Source organism: Streptomyces sp. XM4193, from assembly GCF_023072595.1.
Taxonomy (GTDB): Bacteria; Actinomycetota; Actinomycetes; order Streptomycetales; family Streptomycetaceae; genus Streptomyces.
In genome coordinates, this window is sequence record NZ_JALLGK010000001.1 from 1631368 (window position 1) to 1654140 (window position 22773).

Annotated in this window: 23 protein-coding genes and 1 pseudogene; 16 read left to right on the plus strand and 8 right to left on the minus strand. The window is 68.1% G+C overall.

Annotated elements, in window-relative coordinates; translation table 11 throughout:
- The first annotated feature begins 39 nt into the window (after positions 1 to 39).
- Complete coding sequence (locus MTQ01_RS06815) at positions 40 to 897, plus strand: serine protease (RefSeq protein ID WP_247487446.1); 858 nt, start codon at positions 40 to 42, stop codon at positions 895 to 897.
- Between the two features lie 279 nt (positions 898 to 1176).
- Positions 1177 to 2457 (plus strand): Nramp family divalent metal transporter, encoded by a 1281-nt coding sequence (locus MTQ01_RS06820; RefSeq protein ID WP_247487808.1) that lies wholly within the window; start codon positions 1177 to 1179, stop codon positions 2455 to 2457.
- A 236-nt stretch (positions 2458 to 2693) separates the two neighbouring features.
- On the opposite strand, the gene MTQ01_RS06825 is transcribed toward MTQ01_RS06820, so the two are convergent.
- Complete coding sequence (locus MTQ01_RS06825) at positions 2694 to 3725, minus strand: chitinase (RefSeq protein ID WP_247487448.1); 1032 nt, start codon at positions 3723 to 3725, stop codon at positions 2694 to 2696.
- 193 nt (positions 3726 to 3918) lie between these two features.
- Positions 3919 to 4593, minus strand: a complete 675-nt coding sequence (locus MTQ01_RS06830; RefSeq protein WP_247487450.1) for a hypothetical protein — start codon at positions 4591 to 4593, stop codon at positions 3919 to 3921.
- Between the two features lie 459 nt (positions 4594 to 5052).
- On the opposite strand from MTQ01_RS06830, the gene MTQ01_RS06835 reads away from it, so the two are divergent.
- From MTQ01_RS06835 to MTQ01_RS06895, 13 genes and pseudogenes are all read left to right on the plus strand, one after another.
- Positions 5053 to 6174: a hypothetical protein gene (locus MTQ01_RS06835; protein ID WP_247487452.1), complete on the plus strand. Its 1122-nt coding sequence runs from the start codon at positions 5053 to 5055 to the stop codon at positions 6172 to 6174.
- A 107-nt stretch (positions 6175 to 6281) separates the two neighbouring features.
- Positions 6282 to 7016 (plus strand): Flp pilus assembly protein CpaB, encoded by a 735-nt coding sequence (gene cpaB, locus MTQ01_RS06840; protein WP_247487454.1) that lies wholly within the window; start codon positions 6282 to 6284, stop codon positions 7014 to 7016.
- A gap of 11 nt (positions 7017 to 7027) precedes the next feature.
- On the plus strand, positions 7028 to 8419 hold the full coding sequence (locus MTQ01_RS06845) for an AAA family ATPase (protein WP_247487456.1): 1392 nt from the start codon (positions 7028 to 7030) through the stop codon (positions 8417 to 8419).
- 4 nt (positions 8420 to 8423) lie between these two features.
- Positions 8424 to 8837, plus strand: coding sequence for a TadE/TadG family type IV pilus assembly protein (locus MTQ01_RS06850; protein WP_247487457.1), 414 nt, complete (start codon positions 8424 to 8426; stop codon positions 8835 to 8837).
- Entirely contained in the window at positions 8834 to 9367 is a 534-nt protein-coding gene (locus MTQ01_RS24920; RefSeq protein WP_282613150.1) for a TadE/TadG family type IV pilus assembly protein, read from the plus strand. Before MTQ01_RS06850 ends, MTQ01_RS24920 begins: the two co-directional genes overlap by 4 nt.
- Before the next feature lie 145 nt (positions 9368 to 9512).
- Positions 9513 to 10850: a CpaF family protein gene (locus tag MTQ01_RS06860; protein ID WP_247487460.1), complete on the plus strand. Its 1338-nt coding sequence runs from the start codon at positions 9513 to 9515 to the stop codon at positions 10848 to 10850.
- Positions 10851 to 10997: 147 nt separating this feature from the next.
- Positions 10998 to 11966 (plus strand): type II secretion system F family protein, encoded by a 969-nt coding sequence (locus MTQ01_RS06865; RefSeq protein ID WP_374207643.1) that lies wholly within the window; start codon positions 10998 to 11000, stop codon positions 11964 to 11966.
- 176 nt (positions 11967 to 12142) lie between these two features.
- Positions 12143 to 13030 carry a DUF5936 domain-containing protein gene (locus MTQ01_RS06870; protein WP_247487462.1) on the plus strand — a complete coding sequence of 296 codons (888 nt, stop codon included), beginning with the start codon at positions 12143 to 12145 and terminating at the stop codon, positions 13028 to 13030.
- Positions 13031 to 13405: 375 nt separating this feature from the next.
- Positions 13406 to 14152 (plus strand): response regulator transcription factor, encoded by a 747-nt coding sequence (locus MTQ01_RS06875; protein ID WP_247487464.1) that lies wholly within the window; start codon positions 13406 to 13408, stop codon positions 14150 to 14152.
- Positions 14153 to 14702: 550 nt separating this feature from the next.
- Positions 14703 to 14882, plus strand: a complete 180-nt coding sequence (locus MTQ01_RS06880; RefSeq protein WP_247487466.1) for a Flp family type IVb pilin — start codon at positions 14703 to 14705, stop codon at positions 14880 to 14882.
- Between the two features lie 32 nt (positions 14883 to 14914).
- A pseudogene (locus tag MTQ01_RS06885) lies at positions 14915 to 15472 on the plus strand (pilus assembly protein TadG-related protein); the annotation flags it as partial.
- Between the two features lie 77 nt (positions 15473 to 15549).
- Positions 15550 to 16092, plus strand: a complete 543-nt coding sequence (locus MTQ01_RS06890; RefSeq protein WP_247487468.1) for a hypothetical protein — start codon at positions 15550 to 15552, stop codon at positions 16090 to 16092.
- A 65-nt stretch (positions 16093 to 16157) separates the two neighbouring features.
- Positions 16158 to 16847 (plus strand): OmpA family protein, encoded by a 690-nt coding sequence (locus tag MTQ01_RS06895; protein WP_247487470.1) that lies wholly within the window; start codon positions 16158 to 16160, stop codon positions 16845 to 16847.
- Between the two features lie 54 nt (positions 16848 to 16901).
- Here MTQ01_RS06895 and MTQ01_RS06900 read toward each other — a convergent pair whose 3' ends face one another.
- Together MTQ01_RS06900 and MTQ01_RS06905 are read right to left on the minus strand one after the other, a co-directional pair.
- Positions 16902 to 17093 carry a DUF397 domain-containing protein gene (locus MTQ01_RS06900; RefSeq protein ID WP_247487472.1) on the minus strand — a complete coding sequence of 64 codons (192 nt, stop codon included), beginning with the start codon at positions 17091 to 17093 and terminating at the stop codon, positions 16902 to 16904.
- A gap of 10 nt (positions 17094 to 17103) precedes the next feature.
- Positions 17104 to 17955, minus strand: a complete 852-nt coding sequence (locus tag MTQ01_RS06905) for a helix-turn-helix transcriptional regulator (RefSeq protein ID WP_247487473.1) — start codon at positions 17953 to 17955, stop codon at positions 17104 to 17106.
- Positions 17956 to 18182: 227 nt separating this feature from the next.
- Here MTQ01_RS06905 and MTQ01_RS06910 point away from each other — a divergent pair, with 227 nt between their 5' ends.
- Positions 18183 to 18644 carry an ATP-binding protein gene (locus tag MTQ01_RS06910; RefSeq protein ID WP_247487475.1) on the plus strand — a complete coding sequence of 154 codons (462 nt, stop codon included), beginning with the start codon at positions 18183 to 18185 and terminating at the stop codon, positions 18642 to 18644.
- A 475-nt stretch (positions 18645 to 19119) separates the two neighbouring features.
- Here MTQ01_RS06910 and MTQ01_RS06915 read toward each other — a convergent pair whose 3' ends face one another.
- From MTQ01_RS06915 to MTQ01_RS06930, 4 genes are all read right to left on the minus strand, one after another.
- Positions 19120 to 19578, minus strand: a complete 459-nt coding sequence (locus tag MTQ01_RS06915; protein ID WP_247487477.1) for a hypothetical protein — start codon at positions 19576 to 19578, stop codon at positions 19120 to 19122.
- 246 nt (positions 19579 to 19824) lie between these two features.
- Positions 19825 to 20301, minus strand: coding sequence for a hypothetical protein (locus MTQ01_RS06920; protein WP_247487479.1), 477 nt, complete (start codon positions 20299 to 20301; stop codon positions 19825 to 19827).
- An 82-nt stretch (positions 20302 to 20383) separates the two neighbouring features.
- On the minus strand, positions 20384 to 22255 hold the full coding sequence (locus MTQ01_RS06925) for an alpha/beta hydrolase (RefSeq protein ID WP_247487481.1): 1872 nt from the start codon (positions 22253 to 22255) through the stop codon (positions 20384 to 20386).
- A gap of 9 nt (positions 22256 to 22264) precedes the next feature.
- A complete protein-coding gene (locus MTQ01_RS06930) occupies positions 22265 to 22714 on the minus strand; it encodes a hypothetical protein (RefSeq protein ID WP_247487483.1) in 450 nt (149 codons plus the stop codon).
- Positions 22715 to 22773 lie beyond the last annotated feature (59 nt).

Consider the following 22773-nt stretch of genomic DNA (forward strand, 5'->3'; position numbering starts at 1 on the left):
CACGACAATCTTCACCATCGGTACGGGAGGACCCCCCACATGGTGCGCAACGCACTCACCCGTCCTGTCCTCGGCGCGGCCACCGCGCTGCTGCTCGGAGCCGCCGCGACAGTCGGTCTCGGCGCCGCTCCGGCTTCCGCCCAGGACGCTCGACAGACGGCCGCGGCCCCGGACTTCGCCGGCATCGTCGCGCTCAACAACTGCTCCGGCTCGCTGGTCGCGCTGCCGGACTCGCAGCCCGGCGACCCGGCGCTCGTGCTCACCAACGGCCACTGCCTGGAGAGCGGCATGCCCTCGCCGGGCGAGGTCGTCGTCGACAAGCCGTCCAGCCGCAGCTTCACACTGCTGGACGCCGACGCGGGCGACCTCGGCACGCTGAAGGCCACCAAGATCTCGTACGCCACCATGACCGACACCGACATGGCGATCTACGAGACCGACACCACCTACGAGGCGGTCAGCGCGGAGTACGGCATCGAGCCGCTGGAGATCGCCGCCGAGCGCGGCACCGAGGGCGCCCCGATAGACGTCGTCTCCGGCTACTGGAAGAAGGTCTACAGCTGCAACCTCGACGCCTTCGTGCACGAGCTGCACGAGGACGGCTGGGTCACCAAGGACTCGCTGCGCTACACCTCCGACTGCCAGACGGTCGGCGGCACTTCGGGCTCCCCGGTGATCGACCGCGACAGCGGCAAGGTCGTCGGCGTCAACAACACCGGCAACGAGTCCGGCGGCGAGTGCACCCTCAACAACCCGTGCGAGGTCGACGAGAACGGTGAGGTCACCGTCCGCGAAGGCATCAACTACGGCCAGCAGGTGCACCACCTGACCAAGTGCGTCACCACCGGCAACAAGGTGGACCTCTCGCTTCCCGAGTGCGCGCTGCCCAAGCCGTAAACCCGGCCGAACGGTTCCGGCCGAACGGCACTCCGCGCCCCCTGCACCCACCGTGCACGGGGCGCGGACCCGTCTCCGCCCCTCCCCGGCGCCCCGGTACGTCTTCGCCGGCTTCCGGCGTCGGCGGTCCGGCTTGTTCACTGCCGCCCGCAATGCGGCTCCCGGTGAAGCGGCCCGTGCGAAACACCCGGGCACGCCCTCTTGCGCCACTCACGCACCCGGCGGTGAAATGCGCCACACCAGCGCGGGGGACGAGTACCGGAGGTCGCCGTGACCGAACTGCACGACAGGGACGAGCCGTTGGAGCTCGACCCGGCCCAGCGCCCCCGGCTGCGCTCCATCGGGCCGGGACTGGTCGTCGCCGCGACCGGGCTCGGCGCGGGCGACCTCGTCGCCACTCTCATCGCGGGCAGCCTCTTCGGCTACAGCCTGCTGTGGGCCGTCGTCATCGGCTGCATCGTGCGCATCGCGCTCGCCGAGGGCACGGCCCGCTGGCATCTGGCCACCGGCAGCACGCTGTTCGACGGCTGGCGGACCATCGGGCGCTGGACGCTGTACTACTTCGGCTTCTACTGCGTCGTCTGGGCGTTCGTGTACGGCGCCACCGCGATGTCCGCCAGTGCGCTGCCGCTGGCCGCGCTCTTCCCCGACGTGGTGGACCTCAAGGTGTGGGGCGTCGGCTGCGGCGTACTGGGGCTGCTCTTCGTGTGGTTCAACCGGTACGCGGTCGTCGAGCGGGTCATGACCGTACTGATCGGTGTGATGTTCCTGGTCGTCGTGGTGCTCGCGGTGCGGGTCGTGCCGGACGCGGGCCGCGCCTTCGCCGGGCTCGTACCCACCGTGCCGGACGGGGAGATCACCAGGACTCTCGGTGTGATCGGCGGTGTCGGCGGCACGATCACCATGGCCGCGTACGGCTACTGGGTCAACGCCAAGGGCTGGCGGACCCCCGGCTGGATGCGGATGATGCGTCTGGACAACTCGATGGCGTACGTCGCCACCGGCGTCTTCACCATCGCCATGATCATCGTCGGTGCGGAGCTGCTGCACGCCACCAACATCACGCTGGAGGAGGGCAACAACCGCGGACTGCTGGACGTCGGCGAGGAGTTGGAGCGCCGCTTCGACGTCTTCACCGCCAAGCTCTTCCTGGTCGGTTTCTTCGCCACCGCGTTCAGCTCGCTGGTCGGCGTCTGGCACGGGGTCAGCCTGCTCTTCTCCGACTACGTCGCCCATCTGCGCCACGGCGGTTCCGACACCGAGGAGGTGGCCCGGGGCGTCCGCGAGCGGTCGGTGCCCTTCCGCGGCTTCCTGCTCTGGATCACCTTCCCGCCGATCCTTCTGCTCTTCCTGGACCGGCCGTTCGGCCTGATCATCGCCTACGGCGTCCTCGGCTCGCTCTTCCTGCCGTTCCTCGCCGCCACCCTGCTGTGGCTGCTCAACCGCCCGGGCGTCCCGGCCCGTCACCGCAACGGCCCGCTCTCCAACACGATGCTCGTCGCCGCCCTCCTGCTCTTCGTCTACCTCTGCACGGAGCAGATCCGCGACCTGCCCTGGTAGCGGGGCGCGGTGGTGCGGGTCGGGGCGCGGCTGATGCGGGACGGCGCGGCGTGCGCAGGGGCGGAGGCCGGTGCCCGACCGCCGCCCCACCGTCTGCCGACTTCCCCCGAACCGCGGTCGGGGCGGCCTGGCTGGCGGGTCGGGCCCGGGCAACCGTGGGCGGGCATGCCGCGAGCCCGGCCGCTGGGGGACGGCCGGGCTCGTGTGGTCATCGGCTGGTGGTGCGCTGCCGGGGGTTACGGCAGGTCGTGCACGTGCGGGGCGACCGTGTCGACCCAGCCGTCACCGTTGGACGCGTCCCAGTTGGTGGACCAGGTCATCGCGCCGCGCAGCTCGGGGTAGGTCTTCTCGGGCTTGAACTCTCCGCAGTTCTCGCCCTTGGTGAGGCAGTCGAGCGCGTCGGTGACGACCTTGGGCTCGACGTAGCCGGAGCCGGCGCCGCTGGTCGAGGCGGGCACGCCGATGCCCACCTGGTCGGCGTCGAGGCCGTTCTCCAGCTGGATGCAGGCCAGTCCGGTGAGGAAGTCGACGGTGCCGAGCTGGTAGACGTTGCCGTCGCAGCCGAGCATCGAACCGCTGTTGTAGTACTGCATGTTGACGACGGTCAGGATGTCCTTGACGTCCAGCGCCAGCTTGAAGTACTCGGTGTCGGTGGTCTGCATGTCGATGGTCTGCGGCGCCATGGTGAGGACGAGGTCGTCACCGGCCTTCTCCGACAGCGACTTCAGCGCCTCGCCCATGTACTGGGCGTTGATGCCGTGCTCCAGGTCGATGTCGACGCCGTTGAAGCCGTACTCCTCCATCAGGGCGTACGTGCTGTCGGCGAACTTCTGGGCCGACTCGGAGCTGTCGACGGTCACGTTGCCGAGCTCGCCGCCGACCGAGATGATGACGTTCTTGCCGGCTTCCTGCTTGGCCGCGATGTCGGCCTTGAAGTCGTCCTCGGAGGCGTAGCCGACCTCGGGGTCGAGGTTGAACTCGATCTCACCGGCGGTGTCGGTGGAGTCGGCGAAGGCGACGGCGATGATGTCGTAGCCGTCCTGGACCTCGCCGAGCTTCTGGACGGTCGCGCCGTTGTCGAAGTTCTGCCAGTAGCCGGTGACCGCGTGGGCCGGTACGGCTGCCGGGGTCGGGTCCGCCTTGGTGTCGGCGGCGCCCGCGCTGCCGGTCAGGCTGGTGGCTGCCATCAGTCCACCGGCGGCGACGGCCAGGGCGACACCGCCGCCGAGGAGCTTCTTGCTGCGCTTCTTGCGATGCGTCCGGTCCACGAGATTCTCCTGGTGCGTGTGGGGGAGTTCGCGATGAGGGGGGAACTTCGGTGGCCACCGATGTGCCACTGGACATTGGTTCATACCAATCTCCGTGTCAACCCCTGCGACACGAACCTTCACAACCCCCGGCCGGCCACCCGGCACCCGCCCGCCGGTCGCCGATCCGGCTTCCCCGCGCCAACACCACTGCTCAGACAGGGAGTTGACGCCGAACGTAGGAGCAGGCGGCCTCCGCGTCCAGGGTCGCGACGTCCACCGGGACGATCTGCCACGGCGTACGGGCGAGCAGCCGGCCGGTCAGCTCGGTCTCCGCGCGCAGTTGGTCGGCCGCCGAGGCGAGGTCGTGGACGTGCGAGGTGCCGGGTGCGGCGGCCAGTTTGTCGACGTACCAGCGCTCCCACGCGGCGCCCTCGCGCGCCACCGCCCTGCGCAGCGCGACCGCCGGATCGTCCCGCACCCACACCAGGACGACCTCCAGCGGCTCCAGCGCCGCCACCAGCTCCTCCAGCACGCCCTCCAGCGCGCGCTCGTCGTGGCCCCACGCCACCAGGGAGGGCAGAAAGGGCACCAGCGCATCCGTCACCAGCCACTCGACGCCCGCCTCGCGGGACTGGCGGACGTACTCCCGGGTGGCCGCGACCAGCGTCGCGGGGCGGACCGCGCCGTCACCGTCGCCGAACTCCGCGACCACCGGGGCGAAGGCGGGCCGGGTGAGGATGTCGGCCTCCTCGAAGTGGTCGACCGAACTCCCCTCCCGCGCCAGCCCGTCGGCGAGCGCCGAGGCGAGCGTGGACTTGCCGACGCCGGGCGAGTTGCCGATGACCGAGACGAGCCGAGGAGCCCGGGGAACACTGCGGAGGGACATCGCCCCACTCTCCCACCCGAGCCCGACCCTCGTACCGGCCCCGGTACCCGGCACCGAGCCCGGCACCGAGCCCGCGCCCGCGCCCGCGCCCGCGCCCGTGCCCGACCTCCGTACCGGCCCCGCGCCCGTGCCCGACCCAGTGCCGGCCGGCCCCGAACCCGTCCCTGCCCGACTCCCCGCCGGCCCGAGCCGCCCGGGCGTCCGCGCGACACCCCGCGCCGGTGCCCCGGACGTCCGGGCGAGGTCCGAACGGCTCTCCGCGGGTGCGGGGCGCGCCACCGTTCGGTGCCGCCCGCGGCCTCCCACCAGCCACAGCGTGCCGGTCCGCTTTCCTGGGAACGGTTCACCCCCGCGCCCCGCCCGGCTAGGCTGCCAACTGACAGTCAGCGCACTCGAGGTGAAGCCGTCACAGCGCACGGAGGCGGCGCCGACCCTGGAGGAGAGGACGGACGTCCCGACGTGAGCACCGCGATAGCCGTCACCAGTGCCGAACTGGCCCTGCCGGCCGTTGATCCCCACACCCCGGCCGCCCACGTCCTCACCCCGCCGGACCGGCAGTCGCTGGACGACGCGCTGTCGCAGATACGCGTGATCCTCGACCAGCACGGCTATCTCATCGTCCTCCACACCTCGGCCGCCTCCCGCGCATCCGTGCAGCGGCTGTACGCGATCCGGTCCGTTCTGGAGAGCGACCGGATCGCGCTGGTCGAGTCCGAACTCCCGCCGCTGGCACTGGCGGTGCTGGTGCGGCAGCTGCGTCAGCTCTCGACCGCCGATCTCAACCCCGGGGTGCTGGCCGGCGCGATCCGACTGCTGTCGTACTACATCCACGCGGGCGCGGTGCTGAACTCGGTCAGCAAGCTCGACAACGTCCCGGTGCCGGTCTCCTCGCACGCCCGGTCCTGGCTGCCCGGCAGCCAGTTCGCCGTGCTCGCCTCGCCGACGCCGCAGCTCATCAAGATCGGCAGCGGGCCCGAGGTGCTGAAGGGGCCGGACTACACGACCTGTATGACCACCGCCGCCGGCCACTTCGGCTCCGACTGGGTCTCGGACACGCTCGCCGAGCGCTGGCGGGTCGCCGCGCTCGAACCGGCCCCGCTGCCGCAGGAGTCCGCCCGTTGGTGGGGGAGCGGCAAACTGATCGAGTTCGCCGCGGCGATCCCGGACATCTCCATGCTGTACCAGCTGGTGTGCTCGGTGCAGCGGGCGCTCTGCCACTGGTGCGGCCTCGAACTCATCGGCGACCGCTGTGTGTTCTGCCGTGCCCCGGTCGCCGCACAGGCCGCCGCGCGGCAGCGTGCGCAGGACCGCGGGACCGGGCCCGCCGACCGTACGACGCCGCCGGCCGAGCGCGCGCCGGCGGCCGAGCGCGCGCCGGCGGCCGACCCGCGCACACCGGCGCCGCCGCTCCCGCACGCCCGGCCGGGCGTGCACCCGGGCGGGCAGCCGGAGCGCACCGACCGTCCGGCGCTCAACCCGTCACCGCCGACGGTGCCGCCGCACGCGGCCAGCCGGCTGACCCAGGCCCGTACGACCCCGCTCACCCCGCGCCGAACCCCCTTCGACGCCCCGGACCCCTGACCCGGCCGCCCCGGACCCGGCCGCCCCGGAACCCGACCCGCTCCCGACCCGACCCGCTCCCGACTCGACCCGACCCGCTCCCGCCCCGAACGAGGTAACAGCCCCCGATGAACTCACGCCAGCGCCGCGGCGTCATCCTCATGCTGCTGTCGATACTCGGTGCCCTCGTCGTCTTCGGCGGGGTGCTGACCGTCGTCAACGACGTGGAGTCCAAGGTCGGCCCCGAGGTCACCGCCTACGAACTCGCCGGTGACGTCGAGCCGTACGCCGAGCTGGAGGAGAAGCACTTCAAGGAGGTCAGCATGCCCAAGCGCTGGCTTCCGGGGACCGCCGTCACCGATCTCGACGAGATCCGCGACAAGATCGCGGTGAACCCGCTCAAGAAGGGCTCGCTGCTCCAGTCCGACATGATCGCCGACCGTCCGGCGCTGGAGAAGGGCCAGCAGGAGATCGCGATCATGATCGACGCGGCCACCGGAGTCGCCGGCAAGATCACGCCGGGCGCCCGGGTCAACATCTTCGCCACCTTCCCGGCGGGCGACGGCAGTTCGGGCAAGGGCAAGGGCGCGGGCGGCGAGCCGGTCTCCAAGGTGCTGGTCTCCGGCGCCCGGGTCATCGACGTCGGACGGCTCACCAGCCTCGACGAGGACGACGACGACCGGGCCGCCTCCGGCAACCGCCGGGCGGTCCCGATCACCTTCGCGCTGTCCACTCTGGACGCCCAACGCGTCGCGTACGCCGAGTCGTTCGCCACCCACGTACGCCTCGCCCTGGTCGCCCCCGGCGACGCCGACGGCAAGGGCGAGGGCGAGCGCGACTACCGCCTGTCCACGGACGATTGAGGAGGGGCGCCATGGTCATCCGCGTCATCCCGGCCGCCAGCGACGCCGACTCGGTGCGCGCTGTCGCCTCCATGCTCGGCCAGCTTCCCGGCATAGAGCCCGCCCAGCCCGCCGGCAACTCCACCGCACTGCTGGATCTGCTCAACCACCTCGCCGAGCAGTCCGTCGCCGAACTGCCCGAGGTCGTCCTCGTCCACGAGAGCATCAGCCCGCTGCCCGCGCTGGAGCTGATCCGCGAACTCGCCCTGCGCTTCCCGGCGGTGGGCACCGTCCTCATCACCAGCGATCCCAGCCCCGCGGTCTTCTCCGCGGCGATGGACGCCGGCGCACGCGGCGTACTGGCGCAGCCGCTCGGCTACGAGGACCTCACCAACCGCGTCCAGTCCGTCGCCCAGTGGGCGGCCGGCGTACGGCGCCACCTCGGGTACGGCGAGGACCTGCTCAGCGGGCCCGGCGGCACCGTGGTCACGGTCAGCGGCGCCAAGGGCGGCGTCGGCACGACCCTCACCGCCGTACAGCTCGCGCTCGCCGCGCAGGCCGGCGGCAGCTCGACCGCGCTGGTCGACCTCGATCTCCAGGCGGGCGACGTCGGCTCGTTCGTGGACGTGCAGTTCCGCCGTTCCATCGCCGACCTCGCCGGGATCAGCGACATCTCGCCGCGGGTGCTCCAGGACGCCGTCTTCCCGCACGTCAGCGGGGTCACCCTGCTGCTCGCCCCCGCCGAGGGCGAGCGCGCCGAGGAGGTCAACGAGGCCGCCGCCCGCCAGATCATCGGCCTGCTCCGCGCCCGCTACGGCACGGTCGTCATCGACTGCGGCTCCCAGCTCACCGGCGCCGGGGCCGCCGCCATCGAGACCGCCGACACCGCGCTGCTGGTCACCACGCCCGACGTGGTCGCCGTGCGCGGCGTCAAACGCGCCGTACGCCTGTGGGAGCGCCTCCAGATCCGCAAGGCCGAGGACACCCTCACCGTCGTCAACCGGCACACCCGGGGAAGCGAGATCCAGCCGAACCTGGTGCAGCGCCTCACCGGCACCCGCGTCGCCCGTACCCATGTCCCCGCCAACTACAAGGAGTTGCAGGGGTACGTCGACTCCGCCCGGGTCCACGAGCTGGACAGCCGGGGCGCGGTGCGGCAGGCGCTGTGGGCGCTCGCCGGGGAGCTGGGCCTGGTCGCCGGCGCCGCGAACGCCGCGGGCAAGGAGCGCGGTTCCGGCGGCGGTCTGGTCCGCTACGGCGGCGACCGCGGGGCCGGCGGCCGGGGCGCGCTCTCACCGCGTCGCGGCGGCCGTGGCGCGACCCGCGGCACCGGCCCCGCGCCCAACACCGGTGCGGCTTCCGGGCCCGGCGCGGCTTCCGGACCCGGCGCGCAGGATGGGCCGGGCCCTGCGGGGAAGTACTGAAGACATGCGCAGCCGACGCGTACGGGAGCGGATACGGGATCGGGGGCGGGCCGCCGCCCGGGAGCCCGACCGTGGCCAGGCCACGGTCGAGTTCCTAGGCATGCTGCCGCTGATCCTGCTGGTGCTGGTGCTGTGCTGGCAGTTCGTCCTCGTCGGCTACACCTTCGTACTGGCCGGAAACGCCGCCGACAAGGGCGCCCGCGCGGCGGCGGTCGGCGGCGACTGCCAGGACGCGGCGACCGAGGACCTGCCCCAGGCGTGGGCCTCCGGCGCCGAAGTGTCGTGTCAGGAAGCGGAGTTCGGACAGCTGGCCAAGGCGACCGTGGGACTGAAGGTGCCGGTGCTCTTCCCCGGCACGGTCAGCTTCCCGATGACGGTCACCGGCACCGGCGGCGCCCCCTCGGAGGCCGAGGAATGAGCCACCAGCCCCGCGCTCCGCGCTCCGCGCGCACCCGCCTGCGCCCCCGTCCGCTCCGCGCCGTCCGGCCCGGCCCGCGCCCCTCGGCCCGTACGAGCCCGGTCCCGCGCACCAGCCCACGCCCGTGGGCCCGCACGCGCCCGTCCGCCCGCACGCGCCCGTCCGCCCGTACGCGCCGTCGGGGCGGCGACCGGGGGCAGGCGGCCATCGAGTTCATCGGCTTCCTGCCGCTGCTGCTGCTCATCGCCCTCGCCGGGGTCCAACTCGGCCTGGTCGCCTACACCGCGGCCCAGTCCGGCACCGCGGCGCGTGCCGCCGCCCGTACCGCCTCCCAGGACGCCGGCGGGAGCCCGGCGGCGGCCGGACGCGAGGCGATCAGCGGCTGGCTCGCCGACGGTGCCGCCTTCGCCCAGGACACTCCCGAGGGCGAGGTCACCGTCACCGCCACGCTGCGAATCCCCTCCGTCATCCCGGGAGTCGACCTCGGCTCCGTGCAACGCTCCTCGACCATGCCCAGAGCCGACGACTGACCCGCCCCGACCCCCGCCGCCCACGCCCGACCGACCACCGACCACCGACCACCGACCCCGGCCCCTCCGCCGGACCCGACCGACCACTGGCCGCGCACCACCAACGCCGTCCAGCCCGCCGCCCAGCCGCCCACCGGGAGAGACCATGAGCCTGAAGGCCCGCCTCACCGCCCCCGAGGCCGCCTCCACCGCCCACGACGAGAACCAACTCGTCGCGGTCTTCCGCGCCAAGCTGCTGGAGGAGATCGACCTCGCCGAGATGTCCTCGCTGGCCGCGGCGGACCGTCGGGACCGGCTGGAGCGCGTGCTCGGCCACATCGTCAGCCGCGAGGGCCCGGTCCTGTCCACGCACGAGCGCGCGATGCTCATCCGTCGCGTCGTCGACGAGGCCCTCGGCCTCGGCATCCTCGAACCGCTGCTGGAAGACTCCTCGATCACCGAGATCATGGTCAACGGGCCGAACCACATCTACGTCGAACGGGCGGGCCGCGTCGAGCAGTTGCCGCTGCGTTTCGCCTCCGACGAGCAGCTGATGCAGACCATCGAGCGGATCGTCTCGACCGTCAACCGACGGGTGGACGAGTCCAACCCGATGGTCGACGCCCGCCTCCCCAGCGGCGAGCGCGTCAACGTCATCATCCCGCCGCTCGCCCTCACCGGGCCCACGCTCACCATCCGGCGCTTCCCCAAGTCCTACCGGCTCGCCGAGCTGATCGAGCTGGGCAGCCTGGACGAGGCGACGATGCTCTTCCTCGGCGCGCTGGTCCGCGCCCGCTTCAACGTCATCGTCTCCGGCGCCACCGGCTCCGGCAAGACGACCCTGCTCAACGCCCTCTCCGGACTCGTCCCCGAGGGCGAACGCATCATCACCGTCGAGGACGCCGCCGAGCTCCAGCTCCAGCAGCCGCACGTGATCAGCCTCGAATCGCGCCCGCCGAACGTGGAGGGCAAGGGCCAGATCACCATTCGCGACCTCGTCCGCAACTCCCTGCGCATGCGCCCCGACCGGATCATCGTCGGCGAGGTGCGCGGCGGGGAGACGCTGGACATGCTCCAGGCCATGTCCACCGGCCACGACGGCTCGCTGGCCACCGTGCACGCCAACAGCGCCGAGGACGCGCTGATGCGCCTTCAGACCCTGGCCTCGATGTCCGAGGTGAAGATCCCGTTCGAGGCGCTGCGCGACCAGATCAACAGCGCCGTCGACGTGATCGTCCAGCTCACCCGCCACCCGGACGGCGTCCGACGCGTCACCGAGGTCGCCCTGCTGGACTCCGCCGGCCGCGAGGACTACCGCCTCACCTCCGTCTGCCGCTTCCGCAGCCTCCCCGCGACCGGCGACCGCTCCGTGCGGGGCCGCTTCGAGCAGTACGCGGTACCGCGCAGGGTCGCCGAACGCCTCTATCTCGCCGGCGAGGCCCTCCCGCCCGTCTTCGGGGTCGCCGACTCCGAGCTCCAACTCGCCACCCGCGAAGCCAAGTAGGAGCCGACCGACACCGTGACCACCGCACTCCTCACCGCCCTCGTCCCCGTCACCGGCGCCACCGCCACCGCCGGCACGGACGCCCCTGCCGCCGCGGACGCGGTGCTCCCGTACGCGGCGTCCGCCGCGGACGCCGCGACCGCCGCCGTGCTCCCGTCCGCCGCCGGGGCGGTCCGCGACAACCTCACCACGCTGGTCCTGGGCGCGGCGCTGCTCACCCTGGCGCTGGCGCTCATCGGCGGCCGGCTCTACCTCTCCGGCCGCGCCCAGCAGCGGGACCTCATCGCGCGGTTCGACGACCGCAGGCCGGGTTCGCCGGCCGCCGCCGAGGGCCGACGCTTCGCCGCACTCGACCGACGGCTGCGCTCCTCCGGATACGGGCGCAAGCTCGATCTGCGGCTCGCCGCCACCGGACTCGACCTCACCGTGGGCGAGTTCACCGTCTACGTCGCCACCGCGGTCGTCGGACTGTGGCTGATCGCCGGATCGGTGCTGGCCGCCTTCTTCGGCCCGATAGCCGGACTCCTCGGCATCTGGGCGGCGTTCGCCTTCCTCAACTGGCAGCGGCAGAAGCGCATCGACCGCTTCATCAACCAACTCCCCGAACTGGCTCGACTGTTGGCAAACGGCACCCAGGCGGGCCTGGCGCTGCGCACCGCCATCACCATGGCGGCGGAGGAGATGGACGCCCCCGCGGGCGAGGAACTGGCCAAGATCGCCGACAAGTTGGCCCTCGGCCACTCCGTCGACGACGCCCTCGGCGAGCTCGCCGAACGTCTGCCCTCGCGCGAACTCGTCGTCCTCGTCACCACGTTGGTGCTCTCCAGTCGCGCCGGCGGCCAGGTCGTCGACTCCCTGCGGAACCTCACCACCACCCTGGAGCAGCGCAAGGAGACCCGCCGCGAGGTCCGCACCCAGCTCTCCCAGGTCAACATGACCGCCTACTCCGTACCGCTCATCGGCTTCGGCGTCCTGCTGATGATGGACCGCACCGGCCCCGGCACACTGGACCGGCTCACCGGAACGTTCCTGGGGCAGGCCGCCGTCGTCACCGCCTTCGCGCTCTACGCGCTGGGCTTCTTCGTCATCCGCCGCATGTCCAGAATCGACGTCTGACCCGCCCCGCCCGGCCCCCGCTCACGCACCACACACCCACGCACAACACACCCACCCAAGACCTCGGCTCACGCACCACCCCGGTTCACGCACCACCCCAGCTCATATACGCAGGAAGCCCGCCCGGACCAGCCGTGGCGGCCAACTCGCCCCCGAAGGGAGGGACTTCGCCCGCCATGGCGCTGCTGCTCGCCCTCACCGCCACCCTGTGCGCCGCCGGACTCGTGTACGGCTACCGGCTCTACCGTTCCCAGACCAAGCTGCCCGCCGACCTCCAGATCGCCCTGGAGGTGGGCGCCACCCGTACGACCCCGGTGGGCTCCGCCGTCGACCGCCTGGGAATGCGCTGGGCGCCGCTGGTGCTGCGTCTGATGGGGGAGAAGCGCGTCGACAGGGTGCGCCGCCGCATCGACTTCGCCGGCAACCCCGGCGGCCTCACCGTCGACCGCTACGCCGCCCGCCGTGCCGTCTACGGCGGACTGGGCCTCTTCGGCGCCCTCGTCATGCTCAGCGCGGGCAACTACCTCTTCGCCGTCCTCATGGTCGCCTTCGGGCTCTTCTGGGTCGAGGTGGGCATCGCCGCCTCGATCCGGATCCGCAAGGACGAGATCGAACGCACCCTCCCGGACTTCCTCGACGTCCTCGCCGTCGTCGTCTCCGCCGGCCTCGGCTTCCGCCAGGCGCTGGACCGCGTCTCCGCCCGCTACGAGGGCCCGTGGGCCGACGAACTCCGCATCACCCTGCGGCAGATGGACATGGGAGTGAGCCGGCGCCAGGCGTTCGAGGACCTGCGCCGCCGCAACGACTCCGAGCAGGTCGCGATGTTCGTCACCGCCCTCCAACAGGGCGAGGACCTCGGCGCCCCGATCGTCGACACCCTGATAGCGCTCGCCACCGACATGCGCCGCACCGACGCCCAGAACGCCCGCCGACGCGCCGCCAAGACCGTCCCCAAGGCCACTCTGGTCATCACCACTGTGATGGTGCCGGCGACGCTGATCCTCCTCGTCGCGGGCCTCTTCCTCGGCACCGACACCGACTTCAACCGCATCACCGGCGACTGACCGCACGGCGCACACCCAACCCGCCACCCGCTCCCCGCCGCGCATCGCCCGTGGCTCGGCCTCAACCGCCCTGTGGCGTACGCGACTTGTGGCGTGCGCGACTCCCTCCCGCGCGTGTCGCGTCTTCCACGCACCAGCCCGTACCCGCGGCGCAAACGGCGTGCGACACCGTCACGGGCGCCGCGACCTGCGCACCTCCGCGCCCCGGGGCGCGAAAGGGGCGCGTAGGCACCGCCCGAACCGGGTACCCACCCAGCCAACGAGCGTCGTTCGCCGTGCACTCGGGCGGTGGACGGGCCGCGCCACCGCCCGCATCGGCAGGTACCGTCGGGTAGTACGCGTCCGGGGCACGCCACCGCCGAAGGGATACGCGCGATGTCCGACCACAGGTCACAGGGCTCATGGCCCGAGCGCGCGGAGACTTCCGCCGTCGGCCCCTCACTCTGGCCGCACTCGGCGTCCGGCCGCGTGGACCACCACTCCCAGCACAGCTCCTCGCACGCCTCCGAGACGTGCAGCGCGGAGCAGAGCTCCAGCCCGGCCCCGGCGCGTCCGTTGGCGGGAGCGAGCAGTTCCGGCCGTTCCGTCGCCGCCCGTGTCGACTGCCCCGCGGACCGCGCCCCCGCCGCGTCGCCGCCGCGTCCGCCGGTGACCGCGGAGGCCTCCGCGCAGCGTCCGCAGTGCCGGGTCGTGCTCGCCGACGAGAACCCGGCGGAGCGCGCCGGTATCGTCGCCGCCCTCCACGTGCCGCCGGACGTCACCGTCGTCGCGGAAACGGTGGACGCCGAACAGGCTTGCGACGCCGCCCAGTTGTACGCCCCCGACGTCGTACTCCTGGACGTGCACACCCCCAGCGGAGACGGCGTCGCCGCGCTGCGCCGACTGGTCTCCCTCGCCCCCGTGCTGCTGCTCACCTACGACCGGGACAGCGAGATCACCCGCCAGGCCCTCTGCCTCGGCGCACTCGGCTACCTCGTCCACGGCTGCTTCACCGACGACGAACTCGTCGCCGCCGTACGGGCCGTACGCGACACCAGGGGCGCCACCGCCGAGGCGTCCGGAGCCTCAAACGTCGCACCGGCCACGCGCGTTGGCCTCTCCGTCAACAGCCTGGAGTCCTGAACCCGTCGGCACCCGCACTCGTGTCCAGAACGTAGCCCTGAGGACGTTTCGTATGCGCAAGCCGTTGTGGCACAGTCACTCTCTGGAGAACTGAGGCGCAACCGCCGCCGGGCCGCACCGAACGCCCGACAACCGTCCGACTCGCAGCCCGAAACACCGTCCGCACCTGCGGATACGGGCGGCAGGCACCCCGGAGGGGCGGCGCCTCGGCCGGCGGGACCGAGCAGCGAGGAGGAACGGTGATGGCGCTCCACAACCACGTCGTACCCTTCAGTTCCCTCCGCTCCACCGGTTTCAACGCACGCCCGACCGTGCAGAACCACTACAGGTGCAAGAACGAGGAGTCGCCGAAGGGAACGGTCGAATATGGCTGAACCCGGCAACTCGCCCCGTACGCACGGTAATTGGCAACCGGGCCGCAACCCGGGCGAAGGCGACGAGGCGTATATTCCTCGTGTCGGCAACGCGATCGGTCGACGGGCGTCCGATCACGACAGCACTTCGGCGGTTCAGGCATCGCCATCCGCTCAGCCCGGAGAGGTAGACCAGCATGCGAGACCTTCGGCAGCGATACGAGCTAAAGGACCGAGGCCAGACGGCCATCGAATACCTAGGCATCCTCGCCGTAGTCGCCGCGATCATTCTCGTACTGTTGACCACCGACTTTGGTACGGCCATCTCGAACGCGATCACCGACCAGATCGAGAAGGTCACAGGTGGAGCCGAGTAGCTCCTTCTGAAGGCGATTCCGGTCAGGCGGTTCCCGTGTACATCATGGTAGTAGCCGCCCTGTTGTTCTTGGCATTTGCCTACTTCGCCGTCGGGCAGGCCGTGGTCAATCGTGGTGATGCGCAGGGAGCCGCCGATGCTGCGGCACTTGCGGCGGCCAATGAAGCGCGCGAGCAGATCGCCGACGACCTCATCGACGACATCGAAGACCTGGAGGAGTGGGAGGAACTCCTGCAAGGGCTGCTTTTCCCGAACGGCCCGTCATGCGCCAAAGCTGAGAGCTTCGCTTCGAAGAACAATGCCCAGTCCGAGTCCTGTGCCCGGACCGGCCTGCCGCGCAAAGGCTTCTCGGTGACCGTCAGGACTACGGGATCCGTGGGGAGTTCGGTGATCCCGGGCACAGATTCCGTGCGATCGACTGCCAAAGCAACCGCAGTTCTGGAACCCAGGTGCGAACTGGCTGTTGAGCCTGATGGCGACGGTGACCTGATTGAACTCGACTGCGACGGCGATGTAATCGAGATTGACCCCGAAGACCCGGATCCGATACCGGATCCGGGCCTGATTTTTGATGTGCGATTGGTCGACTGACCACGGCCTGTGAGGAGAGTACGGAGATGGCGAGGAGCCGTGTGAGTAGGCACTGGCGCGTGGTGTCCATTGCCCTGGTGAGCAGCGCGATGGCGTTCAGCTTGACTGCCTGTGGTGGGGGAAGTGATGACTCGTCGTCCGACGACGGCAAGGACTCCTCCCAGACCGACGGTGGTAAGGGCGATGATGCGGGCGATGGGCCGGCCAACGAGGTCGACACAAGCAAGGTGATCGGCGAACTCAAGGGCAGCAACGACATGAGCGTCAAGCTGCACTCGGCGGTTCGTGATGAAGGTGGTTTCGTCACAGTAACGGGCACGCTGACCAACGACGGTTCGAAAACCTTCAGTTACAACGTGTGGTCCTCTGCCGAGACTTCCGTTCGTTCCAAGTCGTCGATCTCCGGTGCCACTCTGGTCGACACGAAGAACAAGAAGCGCTACATGATTCTTCGAGACACCGACGGCGAATGCCTCTGCACAACGGGACTGACCGGTATCAAGGCCAAGGAGAGCCGTGCGATACACGCGCAGTTCCCGGCACCGTCCAAGGACGTCAAGGAAGTTCAGTTCCAGCTTCCTTCGATGACTCCGGCAACCATCAAGCTTTCGGAGGGGTGACACCAGTGGTGGAGCGACGGATAGCCCGCCTGTCAGCCGGTGCCGCGGTGGCGACCGCTTCGGCCATGGTTCTGACACTCAATGGAGCGCCCAGCGCAGCCGCCGAGGACAGCCCCTACGGCCCGGCCAACGACAAGCCTCCAGTCGAGATCGACGCCAACTCACCCAAGCTGATGATGCGTGACGGTGCCACTCTCGACAAGGCTCGAGTCATCGACATCGTGCAGGTCGTTGAGGAGGGCGGTGGAGTGGGCGGAGGCAATCCGACCCCGTCGCCCACTCCCACTCCCAGCGACACCCCGAGCCCCGAGGACAGCACCACTCCGCCGCCGACCGAGGACGACGACGAGGACGAGTCCGGGAGCGGAGTCGCCGAGGAGCGTCGCGAAGAGACCAACGAGCAGACCAAGTTCACGCTCCAGGCGGAAGTTCTCTTCGGAAAGAACAGCTCCAAGCTCAACAAGAAGGCGAACGCCCGCATCGCCGACATCGCGGCCGAGATCAACAAGCAGAAGGCCAGCGAGGTCAGCGTCTACGGATTCACCGACAACCTCGGCTCGTACGAGAACGGCAAGAGGCTGTCGCAGGAACGCGCCGAAGCCGTGCACAAGGTGCTGGTGAAGTCCCTCAAGGACTCCTCGCTCAAGTTCAACATCCGTGGCTACAGCGAGGACTTCCCCATCGCTGACAACTCCACGGAGGACGGCCGAGCCCAGAACCGCCGCGTCGAGATCTCCTTCCAACGCGCCGACTGAGCGACCTCACACGAGCAACGGGGGCGGCAACTCCGGTTGGCCGCCCCCGTTGCTCTATGGTTTCAGGCGTCCGCACTTCACGGCTGCCAGCAGGTCGGCGATCCGCGCCGGAGAGCTGTGCAGCACCGTTCCGGGTTCCTCGGATTCCCGGACCTGAACTACGTCTGAAGCGTGTGAACGCCCCAGTTCCACGCAGTTGTTGCCTTCGCTGCTGTAGGTCGACTTCTGCCAGTTGACGTTGCTCATCGTGGACTCCTCAAAGGCTTTCCATGACGTGCCGGATGATGCTGCGCGAGGCGTGATCGTCGACTGCCACCGACTCGAACTCCCGCATGAACGTACGGTACTTCTCGAGCTGCCCCTCAGCTTCTAGGAACAACGATCCGTGCTCGGAGTCGAGTTGAACGGTGTCGAGCTGCGGAACCGGTCCGTGGGCGTAGAGGACACTCTGACCGGCGCCCGGGAACGCGCCAGCGGTGAACGGGATGACCAGAATCGTGATGTGCTCGCGCTCACTCATGTCGAGGATGTGCGCGAGTTGCTCGCGTGTCACGGCTGCTCCACCGAACTGCATCCGCAACGCGGCCTCATGGATTACGGCTCTGTAGGGGACAGGAGCGTCCCGGTAGAGCAGGTCCTGCCGCTTGATTCTGTGCGAGACCCGGAACTCGACCTGTGGAGGAGGCAGGCTCGGGATGGACTGGCGGAAGACGGAGCGTGCGTAGTCCACAGTCTGCAGCAGCCCGGGCAGATGCGTTGTCTGTGCCGTTTCTATGGCACTGGCGTGATGCTCGGTCTCCGCCAGATCAAGGAGGCCGCTGGGAAGTGTGCTGGCGTACTCGTCCCACCAGTCCTTCCTGCGCGACGTGGTCATGGCAGCGAGCGCATCAATGTAACTACTGTCCGCACAGCCGTAGTTGTAGGCGAAAGTGCGAACGCGGTCGGCGCTGATCCCGAATCGAGCTGCCTCGATGTTGCTGATCCGTGATTGGTCGAGGCCAAGCTGCTTGCCGGCCTCGGTGGCGCTGAGCCCGGCACGTTGACGTAGCTTCCGCAGCTCGTAGCCCAGCCGACGCTGGCGTGCTGTCGTCGTGGTCCTGGGCGGCATCGATTCCCCTTCGTCTGGGCGCGCACGACAGATCCTATGTGGGTACATGAATGTACCTAACGGGGTTGATTGAGTGAGACTAAGTCCCCTACTGTCGGTAGTGCATCGATCACTGTGTCCCCTCAGGGTCGGAAGTGCACCGTGCTGCCTGCGCGCGGCAGTACGGCATTGCCACCGCCCGGACCGTGACACCAACTCAACTTCCCCACCCCGACCTTGGGAGAACTGTGTCCACTGCCCCGTCCGCGACCCCCGCCGACCCCTTCACTCCATCTGTCAACGCACCTCCCACCGCCAACCCGCCCGACACGTGGGAGTGCAGCATTCAACTCACCAACAACCCCCGCGCGGTACGCATCATCCGCCACTCCGTCCGCGTCGCTCTGCTGACCTACGACGTGTCCCAACAAGCCGTCGAGACCGCCGAGTTGCTCACCAGCGAACTCGTCGGAAACGCCGTCAAGCACGCCGACAGCCCCGTCTACGTACGCGCCCGCGCACGCGAGGGCATCGTCCGCATCAGCGTCTGGGACAGCCACCCCGAACTGCCCGAACCTCTTCCCCTCACCACCACCGACCCCTTCGGCCGCGGTCTCTACCTCGTCCAGCACCTGTCCCACAACTGGGGCCGCTACTCCCTCGACTCCGACTCCTCCGGCAAAGTCACCTGGTTCGAACTCACCACCTGACCCACGCCTCTCCTCACCCACCCACGCACCACACCAGCCGGCTGCCCACCACGCCACCACGTGGGCAGCCACTCCAGCCGCCACCCCAACACAGCCGAACACAACTACTTCGGTCCACTGCATAGCGGTGTCCGCTCGGTAAGCAAGCTGGGTGGATCGCCCCGCCTTGCGCTCCCTCAGCTGTCAAAGCATTTTGCCCGAATTCTCGTTGTCCCGTAGCTTCTTAGCAGTGGCGGGGGTATTGCAGGTTCGAGTTTCAGCGATGAAGTTGACCAGACCTCCGTTGCCTCCGCTTCCTTGAGCCTGGCTACCTCGTTGCATACGCTTCATTGTCGTCGTTGGTCACCGGGCTACATGTGGACGGACTCTGTGTCTGTCGTATTACGGGCCACACGAGCTCATCACGCTGCCAGCCACGACAACGTCGTCCAATATGTGGTTACGCACCGGAGACACTACGGTTGAGGTACTGGAGTCACTTGGGCCTGGGCGCCTCGTAGCATCGTGACTCAACGATGAAATTGATCAGGTCAACGTTCCCGCCGCTTCTGTTCGATCGCCAGACCGCGAACACTGTGTGGCCCGTACTCCGGTGGGTGGCACGCAGCTCCGGAGAATTTGCCTTACTCCCATCCCGACCGTCTTTGGTGAGCTCCCATTCAGGTCCCTGAAACCTGTCGCGCAATTCATTCATGGCCCCGCCGAGTGTTCCCTTGGTGAGGTTGTAGATTGACCAGAAGTGGCGTGAATAGAAGTGTTGGTCGTTTGATCCATCGACCTCGCACGGTGTTTCAGACGCGCCCTCTTCGGTCGCTTCGCCTTCAATCTTCATCCACTTGGCAAGTTGATCCGATAGCGAGCCAACTTCGCTGTTGACACTCAGTGGAGAGCGGATTTTCGGCTTGTAGCCGAGTTCATCGTCAACGTTCTGCACCGCGCACCCTGCAATGAAGAGAAGGGAGCTAACGATGACAACGGAAAGCGTGCGGTTCGCCAACCGAGGTGAAACCCTCCCGGTCTCAGTGTTCGGGCAACTGGAATACGTTGCGCTGACTGTGGACCTCATGGACGCACCTCCTCTCCGGCCGAGAAACATTTCGGTGCCACGCACTGGGCAGCTCACGCAGGTTCGTCGGGGCGCCTGCTGTCCAACGATCCCGAGTGCGGTGGAACGCTTAAGTCAGGATCTGCCGAGATCGTCACCGCTAGTTCCCTGCATGCAGCGTGAATCGACGTTGACCTTGATGAGCTCATTCTTGGGATCGTTTTTACGTTGCGCCCACTCGATTACGATCGTGTGTTTCGATTTCTCGTGCACTGCAACTATCTGCGGGTTGCGAGCGCGCGAATTCGTCGGCTCGTCCTTGGTCACATTCCATCCGTCTTCGGGGAGCCGTTGACGGATGTTGTCCATCGCGTCCGAGTAACTCCCTTCGCGTACATCGTAGATAGACCAAACGTGGCGGATTAGGTAGTATTTTTCTCGCTGGTCGTCCACGCTGTGGCATGTATTTACAGCGGCGTCTCCACCGGAAGTTTCACCGGAAAGTGCCATCCAGTCCCGTACCTTGCTCGAAATTTCATTGACGTGCCCTCTTTCTTCTGCGGAGTTACGTACATCTGGGGTGTATCCTAGTTTGTCCTCGACGGTATCCACAGAAGAGCAGCCTCCTAGTGTGAATAGTGCAATTAGGCACGAAGAGAGAGTGGTGTGAGGGGTGAATCTCTTGCGCGTTGATTCACTTTTGATTGATTTCGACCTCTTCATACTCTCCCACAATTACTCGTGCCTGGTTCTGGAGGCTGAGGGAAGCCTGGCCGTCTTCTCTTCGCTTCCAGTAATCGCTGTGTCCGATAGTGTCAGTTGCCATGTTTGCTGATCCGAACTGTGTGTCGGATGGGACGATCCCGCCTTCTTGGAGGGCGCTTAGTCGCCCCACGCTTGGAACTATATCGCCCTCCGCAACCATTGCCCACATGTGGTCGTCTTTAATGCCCAAGTCGGTGTGATGTTTGGCCTGCATCCCCGGACTTCCAGCGACGATTACGTCGTCAGGTCGCGCACCATTTTTCGCTGCCTCTGCGACCACAGTGCTTCCATAGCTATGCCCGACCACAGTGGTGTGTCCAGATCCTTCTGATTCATTGCTGTGCGCGACCTTGGCGCCTTTGAGGAATTCGTCAAGAATGGGTCCTCCCTTAATTGCGTACGAGCCGTCTCGGGCTTCAGGGACGAGAGGGCCGTCGGCGACTGGGATTGCTGACTGTGGGGCGTCGTAGTCGAGCCAGGTGATGACAGATACTTGGTCCTTGGGCTTGATTGAGTTGCTCTCGCGCCACAGTTCGCTTGCTCGATCGATGTCGCCGCCTATTCCTCCTAGGCTGCTTCCTGTGCCGGGTACGTATACTGCCGTGTGGTCTGCCTTGTCCGGATTTCCATTCGCAAGAATTACTTTTCCGTGGCCTTCGCCCTTGGTGTCGAAGCCAAGTAGGTATGCTTCGGGGAGGTCATCCTTTCCTGTGTCGTCGAATCTTTGTTGGATTCTCTTCATTCCACCGAGCGCTGACTCGAGTTCCGCTTTTCTGTCAGCATGATCTTTGCGCCACTCGAACCATTCCGGGTTTCGCAGGTTCCCCGTCCATATTCCCGTTACAGGGTCCTTGTGGGCAGGTATGATTTGTTTGGGTTCGGGTGGAATGCTGGACAGCTCCAGCTGATACTGTCCACGTTTCTGTTCGAGGACGACTCTGTTGGACTCGTCTCGGGTCACGGCAGGAAGGCCGTCCATTGCGCCTATCGTGGCCGGCATGAGGCTTATATAGGAGTCCCGTTCTTGCGGTGTCAGGTTTTTCCACCATGCGGAGTTTTCGCTCGGGCTTCCGTCTTTGGGTGGATTCTTGAGCTGTTCGAGATAAGGAGCGGCGGCTTTGGTGACGCCTCCTCTGTCTTTCTTCGTGTCCACCCAGTCCCTGTTGGAGACGGTGAGGTCGTCGTCTGCGAGGAGTTTTCGGAGCTTTGGGGCCCAGCGGTTGTCGGCTTCGGTTGCTTCCTTGACGGCGTTGGCGATGCGGTTGGCGTACTCCTGCGCGGGTCCGCTGTGGGGGTTGGGATCGAGGCGGGCGGCCTGTCGTTCCAGCGACTTGGCGACGTCGTTGGTCTGGCCGCCGGGGTCGATCGGTCCGCCCGAACTGTTCGCGGAGCTGCGGCCACGGGCCGTGCCGCCCGCAGGAACCTTGCCGTCGACCTTTTCGCCGGCTGCCGGGTAGGTGACCGAGCCGTCAGCGTTGACGGTGAACTTCTCCGCGTGTGCCTCGGAGACCGCCGTTGTCAGTTTCTTCTTGGCGGTGGTCAGCTCTGTGCTCAGTGCGTGCAGCGAGGTGCTGATGAGGCCGCATTCGACCTGGATGTAGTGGAAGTTCTTGCCGAGGGCGGTGAGTTGGGCCTGCGCGGCGGTGGCTGCCTTGCCCTCCACCTTGGTTCTGAGTTTCGCGGAGATGTCGCGTTCGATGCGTTCGCGGTTCACCTGGGCGACGTTGCTCGCAGAGCGGTACGAGTTCGCTGCGTCGGAGAAGTCGGCGGGACGTAGCGCCGAGAGGGTTTTGTAGTCCATGGTCTGCGGTTACTTCCCCTGCTTCTGACCGCCGAGTTCCGGGGTGTCCTTGTAGCGCCGGGACAGGGAGGTGAACGAGTCCCGGACGTCCTGCTCGTTCCCGGACTGGTCGCTCCCCGCCTTGTCCAGCGCGCTTTCGAGCGTGGTGCAGCGTTTGTTGACCTGCGTCATGTACGTCTTCCAGGAGCGGAAGAGCGCTCGTTGCGCCGCACCGGACTCGGTTTCCGGCGTCCCGCTGCCGCCGCTGAAACCTGACTGGTCCTTTTCGAGCGAGGCGAGCGGCTTGGCTGTGTTGGAGGGAAGCCCGCCGACCGATTTCGCCGCCTGCCGCCAGGCGGCCCTGTCGGATTTCATCTGGCCGGACGCGTCCGAAGCGTCATTCGAGCCGTTGGCCGAGGCCAGTTTGGTGCGGGCGGCATCCGCCTTCAGCTGGGCCCACTCTTCCTGGAACGTGGTCATCAAATGCTCCGTGTGCTGATGTTGACGGGGCGTGGTGTTTCGCCGGTCCCGGGTGGGGC